Source organism: Dictyoglomus turgidum DSM 6724 (genome assembly GCF_000021645.1).
Taxonomy (GTDB): domain Bacteria; phylum Dictyoglomota; class Dictyoglomia; order Dictyoglomales; family Dictyoglomaceae; genus Dictyoglomus; species Dictyoglomus turgidum.
Map to the genome: position 1 here is coordinate 707,564 of NC_011661.1, position 16,978 is coordinate 724,541.

General features: G+C 33.9%; 17 protein-coding genes. 11 read left to right on the forward strand and 6 right to left on the reverse strand.

Translation table 11 applies throughout. The features are described 5' to 3' along the window. Positions 1-7 precede the first annotated feature (7 nt). Entirely contained in the window at positions 8-1,234 is a 1,227-nt protein-coding gene (locus DTUR_RS03535) for a zinc-dependent alcohol dehydrogenase (protein ID WP_012583067.1), read from the forward strand. On the opposite strand, the gene DTUR_RS03540 is transcribed toward DTUR_RS03535, so the two are convergent. After that, entirely contained in the window at positions 1,231-1,884 is a 654-nt protein-coding gene (locus tag DTUR_RS03540; protein WP_012583068.1) for a cyclodeaminase/cyclohydrolase family protein, read from the reverse strand. The genes DTUR_RS03535 and DTUR_RS03540 overlap by 4 nt on opposite strands. Next, positions 1,871-3,061, reverse strand: coding sequence for an aminotransferase class I/II-fold pyridoxal phosphate-dependent enzyme (locus DTUR_RS03545; protein WP_012583069.1), 1,191 nt, complete (start codon positions 3,059-3,061; stop codon positions 1,871-1,873). Before DTUR_RS03545 ends, DTUR_RS03540 begins: the two co-directional genes overlap by 14 nt. Before the next feature lie 182 nt (positions 3,062-3,243). Between DTUR_RS03545 and DTUR_RS03550 the strand changes: the two genes are divergently transcribed. The 9 genes from DTUR_RS03550 (at position 3,244) to DTUR_RS03590 (ending at position 12,186) form a co-directional block, all read left to right on the forward strand. Then, positions 3,244-4,200 carry an L-lactate dehydrogenase gene (locus tag DTUR_RS03550; RefSeq protein WP_012583070.1) on the forward strand — a complete coding sequence of 319 codons (957 nt, stop codon included), beginning with the start codon at positions 3,244-3,246 and terminating at the stop codon, positions 4,198-4,200. A 124-nt stretch (positions 4,201-4,324) separates the two neighbouring features. Beyond that, positions 4,325-5,236 (forward strand): KaiC domain-containing protein, encoded by a 912-nt coding sequence (locus DTUR_RS03555; RefSeq protein WP_012583071.1) that lies wholly within the window; start codon positions 4,325-4,327, stop codon positions 5,234-5,236. Continuing rightward, the gene (locus tag DTUR_RS03560) at positions 5,223-5,606 is read left to right on the forward strand and encodes a hypothetical protein (protein WP_012583072.1); all 384 of its coding nucleotides are present in this window, start codon (positions 5,223-5,225) and stop codon (positions 5,604-5,606) included. The genes DTUR_RS03555 and DTUR_RS03560 overlap by 14 nt, the downstream gene beginning before the upstream one ends. Before the next feature lie 6 nt (positions 5,607-5,612). Then, positions 5,613-6,959, forward strand: coding sequence for a 23S rRNA (uracil(1939)-C(5))-methyltransferase RlmD (rlmD, locus tag DTUR_RS03565; protein ID WP_012583073.1), 1,347 nt, complete (start codon positions 5,613-5,615; stop codon positions 6,957-6,959). Positions 6,960-7,017: 58 nt separating this feature from the next. Continuing rightward, entirely contained in the window at positions 7,018-7,962 is a 945-nt protein-coding gene (locus DTUR_RS03570; protein WP_012583074.1) for an AAA family ATPase, read from the forward strand. 12 nt (positions 7,963-7,974) lie between these two features. Next, positions 7,975-9,114 carry a DUF58 domain-containing protein gene (locus tag DTUR_RS03575; RefSeq protein WP_012583075.1) on the forward strand — a complete coding sequence of 380 codons (1,140 nt, stop codon included), beginning with the start codon at positions 7,975-7,977 and terminating at the stop codon, positions 9,112-9,114. After that, positions 9,095-10,345 carry a hypothetical protein gene (locus tag DTUR_RS03580; protein ID WP_012583076.1) on the forward strand — a complete coding sequence of 417 codons (1,251 nt, stop codon included), beginning with the start codon at positions 9,095-9,097 and terminating at the stop codon, positions 10,343-10,345. Before DTUR_RS03575 ends, DTUR_RS03580 begins: the two co-directional genes overlap by 20 nt. An 18-nt stretch (positions 10,346-10,363) precedes the next feature. After that, a complete protein-coding gene (locus tag DTUR_RS03585) occupies positions 10,364-10,909 on the forward strand; it encodes a D-lyxose/D-mannose family sugar isomerase (protein ID WP_012583077.1) in 546 nt (181 codons plus the stop codon). Between the two features lie 2 nt (positions 10,910-10,911). Continuing rightward, positions 10,912-12,186: a ribonuclease HII gene (locus DTUR_RS03590; protein WP_012583078.1), complete on the forward strand. Its 1,275-nt coding sequence runs from the start codon at positions 10,912-10,914 to the stop codon at positions 12,184-12,186. Here DTUR_RS03590 and DTUR_RS03595 read toward each other — a convergent pair. From DTUR_RS03595 to malE, 4 genes are all read right to left on the reverse strand, one after another. Next, positions 12,127-12,618, reverse strand: a complete 492-nt coding sequence (locus DTUR_RS03595) for a DUF4352 domain-containing protein (RefSeq protein WP_012583079.1) — start codon at positions 12,616-12,618, stop codon at positions 12,127-12,129. The genes DTUR_RS03590 and DTUR_RS03595 overlap by 60 nt on opposite strands. A 68-nt stretch (positions 12,619-12,686) precedes the next feature. Continuing rightward, a complete protein-coding gene (locus tag DTUR_RS03600) occupies positions 12,687-13,532 on the reverse strand; it encodes a sugar ABC transporter permease (RefSeq protein ID WP_012583080.1) in 846 nt (281 codons plus the stop codon). Continuing rightward, complete coding sequence (gene malF / locus DTUR_RS03605) at positions 13,529-15,046, reverse strand: maltose ABC transporter permease MalF (RefSeq protein ID WP_012583081.1); 1,518 nt, start codon at positions 15,044-15,046, stop codon at positions 13,529-13,531. Before malF ends, DTUR_RS03600 begins: the two co-directional genes overlap by 4 nt. A 55-nt stretch (positions 15,047-15,101) precedes the next feature. Then, positions 15,102-16,295 (reverse strand): maltose/maltodextrin ABC transporter substrate-binding protein MalE, encoded by a 1,194-nt coding sequence (gene malE, locus DTUR_RS03610; protein ID WP_012583082.1) that lies wholly within the window; start codon positions 16,293-16,295, stop codon positions 15,102-15,104. Between the two features lie 206 nt (positions 16,296-16,501). On the opposite strand from malE, the gene DTUR_RS03615 reads away from it, so the two are divergent. Next, positions 16,502-16,978: a DUF4330 domain-containing protein gene (locus DTUR_RS03615; protein ID WP_012583083.1), complete on the forward strand. Its 477-nt coding sequence runs from the start codon at positions 16,502-16,504 to the stop codon at positions 16,976-16,978.

The following is a 16,978-nucleotide window of genomic DNA, read 5'->3' on the forward strand; positions in this document are numbered from 1 at the left end:
TAAAAATATGAAGGCAGTGTGGTTTGAGGAAAGTATACCGAGATATTTAATAAGTAAAGCTTTAGGAAAAGTGCATCATTCTTTTTATTACAATATTTTTTCCTGTATAAGATATGGAGAATATCCTGAGCCAAAACTTCCCAGCGGTAAATGGGTAAAGATAAAAACTTTGATGGGAGGAATTTGTGGCAGTGACATAGGTCTTATTAGATTACATGATAGTCCTTCTACCTCTCCTTTTGCTTCTTTTCCTTTTGTTATAGGACATGAAAATTTAGGAATTATAGTAGAAAAAGGAGATGAAGTTGAGGGATTTGAGGTAGGAGATAGGGTTATAGCAGATCCTACTTTGTCTTGTAATGCCAGAGAAATATATCCTCCATGTGAGAAATGTCAAAATTTTGAATTTTCCCAATGTATGAATTTTAATGAAGGTATAGTTTCTCCTGGTCTTATGATTGGATCTTGTAGGGATACAGGCGGAAGTTGGGGAGAATACTATGTAGCTAATCAATTTCAGCTCTTTAAGGTGCCTGATAAAGTTTCTAATGAGAATGCTATTCTTGTGGATGCTTTTTGTTCAGCTTTACATCCTGTAATGAGAAACTTCCCAAAGGATAGCGATACAGTGATTGTGGTTGGATCTGGAAGTATAGGCATAAATGTAGTTAGTGCTTTAAGGGCGTTGGGGAGTAAGACAAGAATTATTGTTCTTGCAAGATATAAGTTTCAAGGAGAGTTTGCAAAACATTATGGGGCAGATGAAGTGGTATATACAAAAGGTTTGAATAAATGGGAACTTTATAAAAAAGTGGCTGAATTAACCTCTGCTAAGCTTTTAAAACCTCTTCTTGGAAAGCCTGTAATGGTGGGTGGAGCAGATGTAGTCTTTGAGTGTGTGGGAAGCGATGACTCTATAGATGATGCTTTGAGGTTTACAAAGCAGGGAGGAACAACTGTTCTTGTGGGGCTTGCAGGGGTTACCAAGAGGGTAGATTGGACTTTTGTTTGGTTTAAAGAATTAAGAGTAGCAGGTACCAATAGTAGTAGTGGAGAAATTTTTAGGGGTGAGAGGAAAAGAGGATATGGCATAGCTTTACAGTTAATGGAAGAAGGTCTTGATCTTTCCCCGCTCTTGACCCATACTTTCAAGCTTGAGGAATATAAAAAGGCAATAGAGATGAACTTTTTCCGAGGAAAATATGGTTTGATAAAATCGGCTTTTGTGTTTTAAGTTATTTGTAATATACTTTCTACTTCCTCATAAATTTTGTCAGAAAGCAGAATCCCGTCTTTCAAAAGGGATTCTGCTTCTTTTTGTATATTTTTCACAAAATCTTTATCTCTTATACTTGCTAAGTTAATCTTTACGTTAAGCCAAGCTCCTTGAAGAGCAGCTTTAAGACATACTGCTCCAACTCCTATATCACTTACTGCATTGGGATTAGAGTTTCCAAGGGATTTTTCAAGGAGTCTTAGTGCATTTATACTTTTTCTTATGATCTCAAGGGGAACAAGGGCTGCTTCTTTTAGTGCAGTTTCTAATGCTTCTTTTCTTTTATTTTTTTCTTCTTCTGTACCTTTAGGCATTTTTAGAGCTTTTGCTACCTTGGAAAAGGCTTCGGCATCTTTTTCTATTAATTCTAAAAGTTCTTTTTGAATTTTCTTGTTTTCTTCTATTATTTCATTCATTAATTCCTCTTTATCTTTAAACTTTTCCTTCCCCACGGTGAGATTTGCCACCATTGAAGAAAGAGCAACCCCAATAGCGCCTACCAAAGAAGATGCAGCTCCCCCTCCTGGGGCGGGTTCTTGAGAGGCTAAGAGTTCAATAAATTCTGTTATGGCTCGATTAATGAGTTTTATTTTACTATATGATTCCAACTTTCTTCCCTGCCTTTTCAAAAATTTCTAAGGCTCTGTCTATTTGTTCTTCAGTGTGAGTCGCCATATAGCTGGTTCTAAGTAGGGATTGATTAGGAGGAACACCAGGAGGAAGTACAGGATTGCAATAGACTCCAAGATCAAAAAGTTCCTTCCACATGTAGATTGTCTTCCAACGGTCCCTAATGTATATAGGAATAATTGGAGTACAACTGTTTCCAATATCAAAACCAAGGGATTTTAAGCCCTCTCTCATCCTATTTGCTATCTTCCAGAGATGGTCAATTCTTTCAGGTTCTTCTTGCATGACTTCTAAAGCTGCGAGGGCTGCTGCAGTATTTGCTGGTGACATACTTGCAGAAAATATAAAGGATCTTGCAGTATGTTGTATGTAGAATATTACATCTTCATCTCCCGCTATGAATCCACCAAGGCTTGCAAAAGATTTACTAAAAGTTCCCATAATTATGTCTACTTTGTCCTCAAGTCCAAAGTGATTTGCAGTTCCTCTTCCGTGATCTCCCAGCACTCCAATGGAATGAGCATCATCTACCATTAGTCTTGCCCCATATTTTTCACATAACTTTACAATTTCAGGAAGGGGTGCTATATCTCCAGCCATAGAAAATACCCCATCTACAATGACTAATTTTCCTGCATTATCAGAGCAGGAAGCAAGAACTTTTTCCAAATCTTCCATGTCATTATGTTTAAATCTTTTCATCTCTCCCTGAGAAAGTCGGCATCCATCAATTATGGATGCATGATCTTCTTTATCAGTTATAGCGATATCCCCTTTGCCAATTAAGGCAGAAATAGTGCCAAGATTTGTCTGATACCCTGTTGAAAAAACAAGAGCTGCTTCTTTGTGTAAAAACTCCGCAAGTTTTTCTTCTAATTTTTTATGAAGCTTTAATGTACCGTTCATAAATCGGGAACCGGTACAACTAGTACCATATTCTTTTATTGCCTTTATTGCTGCCTCTTTCACTTTGGGGTGGGTGGTTAAGCCAAGGTAGTTGTTAGAACCAAGCATTATCAATCTTCTACCATTTATAACCACTTCTGTTCCTTCAGTCTCTTCAAGCGGTAAGAAAAAGGGATAAATCCCTTGGTCAATGGCTATCCTTGCTTCTTGTAAATATTCTACTTTCTTTATCTTATCAAATAAATCCATACTCCTTCACCTTCTTTAAAATTATAAATTTTTATCTATGAATATAGCACTTTTATATGGGATTTTTCAATAACCTTGGTTTGTTGAGATTTTTAATTTCTTAATATTTCTTTAATTGACTTTTTGGAATAGTATTGATTTAATTATATTTAGAATTCATACTAAAAGGGTAGGTGATTTAAATGAAAAAAGTATTAATCGTAGGTGCAGGTGCTGTTGGAACATCCTTCGCTTATAGCCTTATTCATAAAGGTCTAATAGAAGAAATTGTACTTTATGATATAGATGAAAAAAGAGCGATAGGGGAGGCTTTAGATTTAGCTCATGGAATATACTTTACAAAGCCTGTAGAAATAAGAGCAGGAGATTTGAAGGAAGCTAAGGATTCAGACATGGTAGTTATCACCGCTGGAGCTAAACAAAAACCAGGAGAAACAAGGTTGCAGCTTTTAGATAGGAATATCAATATTTACAGGAGTCTTATTCCAGAAATAGTTCAGAGTGGTTTTAATGGAATATTCTTGATCGTGACCAATCCTGTAGACGTTTTAACTTACTTTACTTATAAGTTCTCTGGTTTCTCCAGGAATAAAGTGATAGGTTCGGGAACTGTTCTTGATAGCTCAAGGTTTGCTTATCTTCTTTCAAGACATTGTGATGTAGATCCCAGATCTGTAAATGCTTATGTAATAGGAGAACATGGAGATACTGCGGTTTTAGCCTGGAGTTTGACTCATATTGGTGGCATTTCTCTTTCGGAATTCTGTCCTGTTTGTGGTAAGAGATGTTTTGAGGATAATGTGAAAGAGGCGATAATAAAGGAGGTAAGGAATTCTGCTTATAAAATAATTGAATATAAAGGTGCAACTTACTATGCTATAGGACTTGCCCTTGTAAATATAGTAGAGGCAATAGCCCGAGATGAAAATAGGATTCTTCCTGTCTCCATAGTTCATCCGGAGATTTTTGGGTTTAAAGATATACCTTTAAGTTTACCCTCTATAGTCGGAAGAAATGGGGTGAAAAAGGTTTTACAAGTGAAATTATCAGAAGAGGAAGAAAGAGAGCTTTATAAGTCAGCGAAATTGATAAAGGAAGTAATAGATTCTTTTAGTTCTCTCTCCCTCTCCTCACTATAACCTCAGCCTCTCCTTCTAACCCAGAGCCCCGGGTCCCCCTTCCCGGGGCTTTAAGTTTTATATTTTAATTTAAAATTTTTGATATACTTTAATAAATTTCTCTTTAAAAAGGGGAGATGAGAGCATGGAAAAAGAGGAAAGAAGTTATCAGCAGACTCAGTATGAGGTAGTAGAAGATGCAATTTTATCTTTGAAAGACATAGGTGATAGGGCTGTAGAAATAAGAGGTATTCCTACTGGAATAGAAGGACTTGATAATCTTTTTTTTACAACAAAAATTGAAAAAGGAAAAACAAGAGTTGTACCTTTAGGAGGAATTCCTCAGTATAGCGTATTCAACCTGACGGGAATTTCTGATACAGGTAAGAGTCTTATGGGAGAGCAATTTGCAATAAAACAAGCTTCTTTAGGAAATGCGGTGGCCTTTATTACAGTAGAGTCTCCAGCTCATTTTGTGGCTACATCTATGAAGTCAAGAGCTGCTGCAATGGGTGTAGAAGAAAGTGTAATTGATGAGAATATTGTGTTTATTGATGCAGCTTCTTACTCCAAACTTAGGGAAGATGTGCCCACTCTTCTTGCAACCCTTGCCCATGCCATAAAAAAGTATAAGATAAAATATACGGTAATAGATTCTATAACTGGACTTTATGAGGCTAAGGAAATGATGGCAAGGATTATTGTACGGCAACTTTTTAATTTTATGAAGAAATGGTATCAAACAGCTATATTTATTTCTCAAAAAAGATCTAGCCAAGAAGAATTTTCAGCCGAAGCAGCGGGAGGTTTTGCCATATCTCACATAGTGGATGGAACTATGGTCCTTTCAAAGGTTTTAATTAGTAGTCAGTATATGGAGAGGATGTATAAAAGACCTATGGGAGAGTTGGTCAGACTTTTTAGAATAGATGGTTGTAGGATGTGTGGACATAGTACTGATACCTATCTTCTTGAGATTGACAGGAATGGTTTAGTGAGAATTGGTCAATCTTTGAAGGAACTTTCTAAGGGGGTGAAGGCTGATGCCAATACTTAGTGGTGATGAGATCCCTATAAAAGAAGATGAGCTCGATAGTCTTGCTATGAAGACCTTTTTAAAGACTCTTGATATTCTGGGTGGACCAAGGAAATTAATTCTCTATAGAAACCTTACTTGGGTTCCAAGCCTTATTGAGGCTTGTTATGCAGTAATATTGAGGGATAGGTATATGAAGACAGAAGCAGAGATAGCCGAGTTTCTTGGACTGACAAAGCAAACAGTAAGGAATATTCTTAAAGCAGATCCTGATATAGTTCTTGATGTCCTTGAAGATGAGTTAAAGAAGAAAGAGATAAAAACTCATGTGGCAGGGGGGCTTGCTAAATTAGCCTATAGAAAAGTAAAAGAGGAGCTTGGTATAGAATAAAGGTATATGGTTAAAGTCGGAGAAGAATATCAAGTAAAGATTGAGAAAATAAATTCTCAAGGACAGGGGATTGCTTATATAAATAGTTTTGTAGTGTTTGTAGATTATGCTCTTCCTGGAGAGGTTGTTAAAATCAAAATTCATACAGCAAAAAGGGATTATGCTGTTGGAAAAATTGTGGAGTTTATAACAAAGGATCCTCAAAGATGTGAACCTGCTTGTAATGTATTTTATCAATGTGGAGGATGTCATTTAATGCATGTTAATTATGGTTATCAATTAGAATTAAAAAGAATGATTGTAGAAGATGCTTTTAAAAGAATTGGAAAGATTGAAAAGGAGATAAGTCCTGTAATAGGTATGGAAAACCCTTACAGATATAGAAACAAGGCAAAAATTCCTGTAGGAAAAAGAAGAGGAAAGGTAGTTTTAGGATTTTATAAGCCCAATACTCATCACATCGTAGATATAAGTGGTTGTATAGTGCAACATGAAGATGCGGATAAAGTTATAGAAACCACAAAAGAAGCTATAAAAAAATTTCATATAGAAGTTTATAATGAGCTTCAACACACAGGACTTTTGAGGTTTGTAGTGGTAAGAAGATCTTTTGCCTTTGATGATCTTATGGTGGTTCTTGTTTCCAAAGGGATGATTGATAATGCCAAAAAGATTGCAAGATTTTATAGATATAGACTTAAGAATTTAAAGTCTTTTTATATAAATATCAATCCTAAAAGGACAAATGAGATCTTTGGGGAAGAGAGTAGACTTATATGGGGAGAGGAGGTAATAAGAGATAAAATTGGAGAATTTATATTTGAGATATCTCCTGTTTCCTTTTTTCAGATAAATTCTATTCAAACGGAAAAACTTTATAACAAGGCTTTAGAGTATTTATCCCCTAATAGTAAATTGGTTTTTGACGCTTATTGTGGAATTGGAACTATTTCTCTTTTTCTCTCTAAAAAAGCTGAAAAAGTGTATGGGATAGAAGTAGAAAGATCAGCTATTGAAGATGCTTGGAAGAATGCGAGAATAAATAAGGTTAAAAATGTGGAGTTTATTTGGGGAAGATCTGAAGAGGTAATACCTAGATTAATCGAGGATGGGAAGATTCCTGATGCTATAGTGTTGGATCCACCAAGAAAGGGATGTGATCAAAATCTTCTTGAGGCTATAATCCGTGCTAAGGTTAAGCAGATTATATACATCTCTTGTTATCCTTCAACCTTAGCAAGGGATGTGAATATTCTTGTGGATGCTGGTTATAATTTGGTGAATATTCAGCCTGTAGATATGTTTCCTCAAACTTTCCATGTGGAGAATATTGCCTTACTTGAAAAGGGATAAAAAATTAGTTAGGAAAGTGATAAAATAAAAAACAAAAAGTTGTTTATGAGGATCTTTCATGGATGTTGATAGATATGTAGAGTTTAAGGAAAAAGTGGTGAAAAACGTTTCAAAGGCCATAGTAGGGAAGGAAAAGATAATTGAGCTTATAGCAATATCTTTTATATGTGGAGGACACGTTTTATTAGAAGATGTGCCTGGACTTGGGAAGACTCTTATGGTAAAAGCTTTTGCTAAAACTATTGGAGGAAGTTTTAAGAGAATTCAGTTTACTCCAGACCTTCTCCCTTCAGATCTTACAGGGATTAATTTTTATAATCAGAAAAAAGGGGAATTTGAATTTAGGCCTGGACCATTGTTTGCTAATGTTATTCTTGCTGATGAAATAAATAGGGCAACTCCAAGGACTCAAAGTAGTTTATTAGAAGCAATGGAAGAAAAGCAAGTTACTGTAGATGGAGTTACTTGGAAGCTTCCTGATCCTTTCATGGTGCTTGCAACTCAAAATCCTGTAGAAACTTACGGAACTTTTCCTCTTCCTGAAGCAGAACTGGATAGATTTTTTATGAGAATAAAGATTGGATACCCCACGAGAGAAGAGGAAATAGAAATTATAAATAGAAATAAAAAGAGGGACATGCTTGAAGATGTGGAAAGTGTAGTAAATTTTGATGAAATAGAGTATTTAAGAAATAATTTTAGTAATGTAAAAATCTCGAGAGAAGTACTGAATTACCTTCTTGACATAGTAGAGTATACTCGAAATTCCGATACTATTCTTCTAGGAGTAAGTCCTAGAGGGAGTATTGCCCTTTTTAAGGCAAGTCAAGTTTATGCTCTCTTTAATGGTAGAGATTACGTAATACCTGAAGATATAAAGTACCTTGCTCCTTTTATACTGAATCATAGGATAATCTCTATGGGTGCATCCAGAACTAAGGATATATATGAGAATATCAATATTATTGTTGACAATGTTAAAGTCCCATTAGAGGAATTTTAAGAGGAATTTTAAATGGTATATCTCTTACTTTTTTTAATATTAATTGGTATTTTGTTAAACGAATTATCAAAAAGATATATCCTTGACAAGGTATACTTCAATAGAAATTTTTCGAAGAGAGTTGCTGAAATAGCAGAAGATATATATATTGAAGTAGTGGTTGAAAATAGAAAACTTATACCTGTTACGTTTCTTCAGGTTATTCAAGAACTACCCTCAGTCATTGAGTATAAATTTCAAGTAAATAAGGTGAGAACAAAGGACTTTTTATATCATACTATGACTTTTTTTCTTCTACCTTATCAGAGAATAAAAAGAAAATACCTTGCTACTTGTACTAAAAGAGGAAGATACGTGTTTGGAAATGTAGAGCTTTGTGGAGGAGATTTTTTAGGATTGAATTTAAAAACTAAGTCCATTTCTCTTGTTCAAGACTTAGTAGTTCTTCCTAAAAGAAAAGATCTTGAGAAAGATTTGATCCCCTATGGAAATTTTAATGGGGATACTTCAGTAAAGAGATGGATTATAGAAGATCCTACCATGATTATCGGAGTTAAGGATTATACAGGAAGGGAGCCAGCCAAAACCATTCATTGGCCTCTTTCTTTAAAACATAACAAGATTCTCGTAAAAAATTTTGATTTTACCTATGAGAACAATGCCATGATATTTTTAAATGTGGAATGCTCTAAACCTTACTGGATCAAAATGGATGAGAAAAGTATTGAGGAATGTATATCGGTAGCGAGAAGTGTAGGGGAGATATTTCATGAAAGAAAGATTCCTTTTGGTTTTACTACTAACTCTTTAATCTATGGATTTTCAAGAGATGAGAATACAGTCTATCCAGGTATGGGCGATGCTCATCTTCAACTTTTCTTGGAATATTTAGGGAGGCTTTCTTATAATGTTAATGTTCCTTTTGAGGAAGTGATAAAGGCTTTTATGAGGAATAATAACTTCATGATCTCTACCTATGTAATAATTACGCCCTATCTTTTAAGGGAATATATTCCATATATCTCTGCTCTTGATACTGATTTAACGAAAGTGATATTAATAACGTATTATGATGACAATCTTAGCTTTCTTTCGCCAAAGATACTGAAATATTCCTTGAGAAGGGAGAAAAATGTGGCTTCTATATCTTGATTTAATAACCAGAATATCTTTTATATTTTCTCTAATTATGGCGGCGGTTATTATAATGTATAATCCAGTTGTTCCTTTTTATTTCTTTCCCCTTCTTATTTTTCTTTCTTTTATGGCCCATATATTAAAGAATTTTCTTTCGGAAAAATTAAGATTTTTTGTATTAATTCCTTATATCTCAATTATCTTCTTACCTTTGGGAACATATGAAAAGATATTAATTCTACTCATTTCCTTAATATCTACATATCTGCTTTTAACTCAAAAGTCAGTAAGCTATGGTCTTGCGGTAGATCATTATAGAAAAACCAGTCCTATAGCTATTATTATTTTTATAATCTCGTTTTTTATGAGATATCTTTCTACAAGTAGGTTTACGAATTTTGAGCTTACAGTTTTACCCTCCCTTTTAGTGTACTTTGTGGTTAGTGTTTTTCTTCTCAGAACTTTAAGATATATGGAGCATAAGATTGAGGATAAGAAATTAGTTTCTTTAAATCTAAGATATGCTTTTGGAGTAATTTCTTTGTCGGCTCTTTTGAGTATTCCTGGGGTTAGAGATAAAATATTTTTCATAACTAGCAATATCTTTTCAATAGTTTATTTTCTATTCACCACAATTATAGCAGTAATTTTTATAGTAATAGGTTATATTCTTTCTTGGATCTTTTATTTAGTTTTGAATTTTATGGCCAAAAGAGGACTTATTGGAAGTTTGAATACTCGAGATTTTAGAATGGATCCTAATTTGAGTAGACTATTAAGACTTCTTTGGGATAGGAGAGAGTCTCATTCAGAAATAATTGATATCTTGCTTGTGATTTCTTTTTATATTTTAGTTACAGGATTAATAATATTAATAATTTTGTGGGTAATAAGAAGGGTATTTTCTTCTCAAACAAAAGGTGAGAATTATATAGAGGAGAGAGAATTTTTATTTTCTCAGATAAACCCATGGAATGCAATAAGAAGGTTTCTTGAAGGGAGAAATTTAGGGATAGTGAGGGAGTATTATAGGAAATATCTTATGAGGAGTAAAAATCTTGGGGTAGATCTAAAACCTTCAGATACTACTCAAGATGTCTATAAGAAGACTTTTCAGCTTTTTGATTCTGAAGTTTTAAGAAGAATAAGAGAGATTTATATATATGTGAGGTATAATAGGATGGAAAGCTCAAGGGATTTAGATAAAGAGTTTATTTCTCTCTATAGGAGATTGTTTAAAAAGTGAATAGGGGAGGGTTTGAAAATGAAGAGGTCGGAATATGAAAGGGCAAAGAAGAGGGCTATTGAGTTTCTAGAGAGGGCTCATATTGTTATTACTGATGAGGAGAAGAATAGAATTGAAGTAGCTGATTTTGGACTTGGGAAAATTGATGTATTTGGCCTACAAATTCTGACCTATGTGAGTACAGAGAGGGTTTGTGCTAAAGAACTTATTCTATTTCCAAGACAAACTTGTCCAGAACATAGGCATCCTCCTTTCGGCGGAGATCTTGGTAAGGAAGAAACCTTTAGATGTAGATGGGGAAAAGTTTATCTTTATGTTCCTGGCGAGCCTGCGGAGAATCCTAAAGCTACTGTTCCCGAAGAAAAGAAAAAGTATTTTACTGTTTGGCATGAGATAGAACTGAATCCGGGGGAGCAATATACTCTTTACCCTAACATTCCCCATTGGTTTCAAGCAGGAGATGAAGGCGCTATTGTTTCAGAATTTTCTACCCGAAATTCAGATGAATATGATATCTTTACAGATCCTGAAATAAGAAGAATTCCTGTGATTGAGGAAGATTAAAATTGTATGGGAGAAGTTGGAAGTTAGATATTAATGAAAGTGAGAAAATAAAAAGTTATTTGATAAAAATGGGAGGTGTGGAGGAATCTATTAAAAATTCTTATGAATTATGGAGAATAAAATTAGGAGGTAGCACTTTTATATATTATACTTCTGGTAAGTTGTATAGTACTCCTTCAGCCAAGGTCATAAATATTTGGGATGAAATAGATAAACTTGTTAGTAAGAGCTATGATTTGAATAAAGACTATGTTTTAGGATTTGACGAAGTAGGTAAGGGAGAAGTATTTGGACCAATTATAACTTGTGGAGTTCTTATAAGAAAAGACGTTATCTCCCAGATACCCTCCGAGTTAAAAACTCCTGATACAAAAAAATCTCATGGTTTTGAGTACTGGACAAGGATACTAAAGGTACTTGAGGATCTTATATCCGATGGGTTTTATTATATTATTGATATTATTCAGCCTCGAGAAATTGATCGTTTTAATATTAACCAGCTCTTGGACTTGTCTTATATGAAACTCATAAAGCAGTTAATTACTGATTTACCTTATAGAAAAGAAGTAAGAATCGTAATTGACGATTATGGAGTAGGAGAGGGATTGCAAAGGTTTTTGGAGATTATAAAGGGAGAAAACAATTTTGAAACTATTATTGTCACAGAGTCGGAAGATAAATTTTTAGAAGCTAAATTGGCATCTTTAATTGCAAAATCTTACAGGGAGAGCATATTAAAAAATTTGCAGGAAAGATATGAAATTCCAGAAAGTTTAATCAAGGGGAATATGTCTAATAAAGCCTTGGAATCCTTCTTAAAAAATTATTCCAAGGATGATCTGTGGTTTATCAGAAGATCTTTTGGAAAAAGGATTAAGAAGGAAAAGCCTTCTTTTTATAATTTAATATCCGAGGATAATTTTAGATGCTTCTTTTGTGGTAAAGAAAGTAGTAAGGTAATTTTAAAAGATTATAGATTTCTTTGTTCCTTTTGTGGTAAGGAGATAAAAGATCTTGAGCTGGCTATGAAATATCATAGTGGAATTATTAAGTTAGAAAAAGAGAGCTTTTACTCTTTTTTTGAAATTATTAAGAATTCCTACTTATTTGATGGGTTTAGTTTTTTAGTTGATAATTCTTTAAGGAATCTTCTTACTCCCTACGAGGATATAGGAAGAATACTAATTCTTAAAAGGGCTTTTTCAAAGTTTTTAACCCTAAAGATTGAGGGAGACAGTATAGCTTTTTCCTTTTTCAGGAATATCTACAATGTTTAATTTATAAGGAGTATTTGATTTATTAATTTCAAAGATTAAATATCCTTCCATTAACTCTCCAGGTTTTATATATTTCTTAAAAAAGACATTATAGTCCCTTAAGGCATAATATACGGAGGCAAAGGTGCTTACAGGATTTTTTCTTCCATCATCGTCGATTAAACTAAAATTATTGTGGGTAAGTAATATCTCCTTTTCGGTTTTATTCCATATAAATAAATTAACCATATAGAAGATTCCTTCTGGGAGATATTTGAAATCCAAGTATAAGGGAAGTTCTTCTATTTTTTGAACTTTAAGAATGTATACTATAAGACCGTCAAGATTTTCTCCTTTTACTTCCTTTCCTTGAATTATAAGAGGTGTGGTTTCTCCAAAAGAGAGGCTAAAGAATAAAAGCCATATTATTATAAGAATTACTCCTTTTCTCATACCTTACCCTCTTAATTTTTTTGTTTAATTATAGCATATTTTAAAGAGTAAGGTAGGATCTCCCTACCTTACTCTTTAACAGCACCACGGGTTAAACCTGAGACTATAAGATTTTGAAGGGATAAAAATAATATCACAATGGGTAAGGCTCCAACAATGGAGGCTGCAGCAAAATCTCCCCATCTTACATCATACATCCCTGATATAAAGTTTCTTAAGCCAACTGCAAAGGTATATTTTGATGGATCCTTTAAAATAATACTTGCTAATAGAAAGTCAGAATATGTTCCTATAAAGGAATTTATTGCTACTACCGCTAAAACAGGAGTAGCAAGGGGAAGTATTATTTTATAGTAGGCTTGGAATCTTGTGGCTCCATCAATTAAAGCAGACTCTTCTAAGGAGTCAGGAATGCTGTCAAAAAATCCCTTCATAAGCCATATGTTATAGGGTACGCCTCCTCCAAGATAAACCATTATTAATCCTGATAGAGTATTCAACCCTAAAAAAGGAATGTATTTACCAATATGAAAGAGTAATAGATATACTGCTACCATTCCCATTACTGCTGGGAACATTTGTAAGATAAGAAGAGTAAGAAGGGAGTATTTTTTACCCCAAAAGTTAAATCTTGAGAATGCATATGCTGCAAGAGATACAAAAAAAACTGTAAGAATGGCAGTAGTTAAGGATACTATTAGGGAATTTTTAATCCAATTAAAAAATCCTATAGCTTTTAGATTTGAATAGTGCTCTAAGGTTAAAACCTCAGGAATTAGTTTTTGACCTACAAGCCCACCACCAGCTCTTAATGAGGCTGATACAGTCCATGCTACTGGAAAAAAGGTAAACACTAAGATGATCCATATGAGTAAGTGTTTAGGAATATGGTTTAAAAAATTATTTTTTTTCATTCATATCTCACCTCTTGTTTAAACATTCCAGAGATCCAGAAGTTTAGAAGACTTAACAATGCGACAATTAGAAATACAATTATGGATATGGTGGCTGCAAGTCCGTAATCTTGCCCTCTTCCTCCTTCAAAGGCAAGTTTATAAGTATAGGAGATTAAGATATCAGTTGTACCTGCTACCGATGATATATCAGCCATAGGGGGTTTTCCACCTGTAAGAAGATATATCACATTAAAATTATTAAAATTGAAGGCAAAAGTACCAACAATAAGTGGTCCAATGGCAGTAAGTAATAAGGGTAGGGTTATGGTTTTAAGTTGTTGGAAATAACTTGCTCCATCTACTTTTGCAGCTTCATATAACTCTTCAGGAATACTTTGAAGAGATCCAAGACATACGGTCATAGCATAAGGATATCCTAACCAAAGGTTAACTACAAAGAGAGCAAGTCTTGCCCACTTAGTCTCCAAAAACCATGGTATTTTTACCCCAAAAATAGAAAGAAGTATTCTGTTTACTACTCCTACCTCTGTATTCAAAAGACCAACCCAAATAAGTAAAGAAATAAAAGAAGGAATAGCCCATGGTACTATGAGAAGGGTACGATATATACCTTTAAATTCTAAGTTTTTGTCATTCATAAGTAGGGCTAAAAAGAGTCCAAAGGCAAAGTTAATAAAGGTAGTCAAAGTTGCCCATAATACGTTCCAGATAAAAACTCTTAAAAATGGTTTTGAAACCCTTTCATCCTTAAAAAGTCTTATAAAATTCTCTATCCCCACATTTGTGACAAAACCTGGCAAAATTTCTTGCCCATTAGGTCTTACAAAAAATCCATTCTTAGGAATTAGTTTTTCTCCTGTGAGATTGTCTATTAAAACATCTTCTGTTGATATATACTTATATCTTTGTCTATAAATGGAAAATGTGTTTAAGTCTGACATTTGTAAAAAGGTATCATTCTCAAGTTCTATTTTGATATTTTGTAGTTTTGAGATTTCTCCATATTTTTGAGTTTGAGGAACAATTTTGTAGTTAGAATACTCCTTAGGAAAATCTCCTTCTCCTATTTTGATAAGTTTTTTATCTTCAATCTTGTAGATATTTTTGCTTTTATCTCGAAAAAGGAGTAATATTTCCCCAGTTTTTGCCTTATAGATCTCATACTCAAAGTTCTGAGTATTTTCTGGCAAGAAAGTTTCCTTTTCCAACTGTTCTATTACTTGGGTTTTTGTAAGAATATGACCTGTTCCATAGTTTGTAAAAGCGATCTGGATTGTATATATTATAGGATAAATCATGAACATAAACATGAGTAAGAAAGATGGTACTATGTATCTCCAGGGATAGCTTTTAGGATGAACAATTAAGAGAGCAAATAAAAATACTACGAGAAAGAAAATTAAACCCCAAACAAAGCCTGCAATTATGCTTAGAATATAGCTGAAAAATGTTCCAATTGCTACTATAATTCCAGCATATATTATGGGAAGAAAAGGCATAAGAAGGTTCATACATTCCCTCCTTTTTCAAAGGGGGAGAGAGTTTCTGCTCTCTCCCCCTAATTTTTTACTTTCTTGCCTTTAAGATAGCATCCTTAATTTGTGCTACAGCTTCCTTAAGAGCTACATCAGGAGCTTTCTTCCCAGATGTGATCAAAGTTAGAGTATCTCCCATATAGCTCCATACAGGACCCATTTCAGGAATATTCGGCATAGGAATCCCGTCAGCTGCGCTGGCTCCAAAGGCTTTTATATCAGGATTTGAAGAAACCACTTTATATGCGTCTTTTCTTGCAAGGATTCTGGGATCAGTCTCGAATAATTTAAGTTCTAATTCTTTTGTGGCGAGAACTTCAAGGGCAAAGGTTTTTAAAATAGCAATATTGGGTGATCTTGAGTTTATCATAAAGCCTTGTACTCCTACAAAAGGTCTCATGGGTTTTCCATCTATCTTGGGAAGTTTGGCAACACCATAGTTAATATTTGCCTTTTTAATATTATCAATCTCCCATGGACCATTTATCATCATACCCAATTTTCCTTCTGAGAACAAACTTGTAGTGGTTTGGTAATCTACACCTTGTTTTAAGATACCTTCTTTAAATAAATTCACAAGTTTTTCTACTCCTTTTATGGCTCCTTCATTGGCAAGCCCGATATCTAATGGATCGAGCCCATTAGGTGTTTCTTTGAATACATAACCACCTAAAGCAGAAAAGAATGGAAAGCTGAAGTAGAAATTGTTGTAATCATAGAGGAATCCATAGATTCCTCCTTTTGTAAGATTCTTAGCTGTTCTTACTAATGACTCATAGGTGGTTGGAGGGTTAGGAACTAAGTTTTTGTTGTATATTAAGGCTACTGCTTCCATAGAGTAGGGGATACCATATAGTTTTCCACCATAGGACATAGCTTGTAGAGTGACAGGTGTAAATTGATCTAAGATACTCTTGGGTAGGAAATCGATAGGAAGGAGTAATCCGTTAACTGCTAATTCTCCAATCCAATCGTGGGCTCCAACAATTATATCTGGCCCCTCTCCTGTAGGAGCTGATGTAATAAATTTTGGCTTTATGTCACTGAAACTTACTTCGCTAACTTCTACTGGAATGCCATATTTGGTGCTAAAGTTTTTTACAAACTCTCTTAGTCCTTTTACTTGTGCTTCTGAAGTCCATATGGTGATTTTTCCGGGCACAGCAGCTTTAGAAAGAGAGAAAACCATCATTAGTAAGAGCACTAAAATTAAAACTTTTTTCATAAAACTTTACCCCCTTTAATTTTTAATTTTAAAATTTAAAGAGATATGATTTTTATGTTATTTCCTCTCTTTCACCTCCTTACCTAACTCGTGTTAATTAAATTATATCACAAATTAAAATTTCTTTAAAGATATAAGAGAAAATTTTTTGTGATATAATTTTTCTTGTTTAATGGATATATTTTAGGAAGGAGAGGTAGAAAAGTATGAGGTTAAAAATAAACGTTTTTGATGTTGTAGTGTTTCTTGTTATTCTACTTGGAATTCTTGGTTTTTTCTTAGTAAGAGAGGGTAAAACTCCTCTTGCAAGGGTTCAGGGGGTTGAGAAAGAAATAGAAATAGATATGATAGTGAGAAATTTGCCTCTTAATGATAAAGAGGTTATAAAGCCAGGTGATAAAGCCTTTATAAGAATTAAAAATCAACCTTTTGCTTGGGTTACTGTTAAAGATGTAAAAATTTATGAGAAAAAAATGCTTATTCCTAATTTTAATGGTACTTATACTTTCATAGAAGATGTTAACAATCCTTTTAACGTGGATATGCTTATAACTTTTACTTCAAAAGGGTATATTACTGAGGATGGTGTGGTTCTTGGAGTAAAGGTAAAGGTAGGTATGCCTATTAGTATTGAGAGCTATAAACTTGATGTAAATGGAGTTATCTCTGCATTAAGGTATTAA